This window comes from Caballeronia sp. GACF4 (genome assembly GCF_023631025.1).
Classification (GTDB): domain Bacteria; phylum Pseudomonadota; class Gammaproteobacteria; order Burkholderiales; family Burkholderiaceae; genus Caballeronia.
This window is the reverse complement of sequence record NZ_JALQDW010000065.1, coordinates 1-301: the sequence shown is the minus strand read 5'-3', so window position 1 is coordinate 301 and position 301 is coordinate 1. Positions and strand designations below refer to the sequence as shown.

The following is a 301-nucleotide window of genomic DNA, read 5'->3' as shown; positions in this document are numbered from 1 at the left end:
GAGAGGACTCGAACCTCCACGGTGTTGCCACCGCTAGGACCTGAACCTAGTGCGTCTACCAATTCCGCCACCTGGGCCAAGGGGTACAGCGAGCCCGCTATTCTAGCGGTAACGGTCGCCGTGTCAACCAACTGCGCTTTTATGGAGCGCCGCCGGAAGCAGGACTTCCGCATAAAAAGAAAAAGCCACCCGAAGGTGGCTTTTTCAAACATCTTGGTGCCCAAGAGAGGACTCGAACCTCCACGGTGTTGCCACCGCTAGGACCTGAACCTAGTGCGTCTACCAATTCCGCCACCTGGGC

General features: G+C 57.8%; 1 protein-coding gene and 1 tRNA gene. Both read right to left on the bottom strand.

Annotated features, from left to right (window positions below; translation table 11 throughout):
• Positions 1–224: hypothetical protein (locus NCR40_RS31220; RefSeq protein ID WP_250495521.1), on the bottom strand; the 224-nt coding region annotated here is incomplete at its 3' end.
• Positions 215–301: transfer RNA gene (locus tag NCR40_RS31215), tRNA-Leu, on the bottom strand. The genes NCR40_RS31220 and NCR40_RS31215, both read right to left, overlap by 10 nt.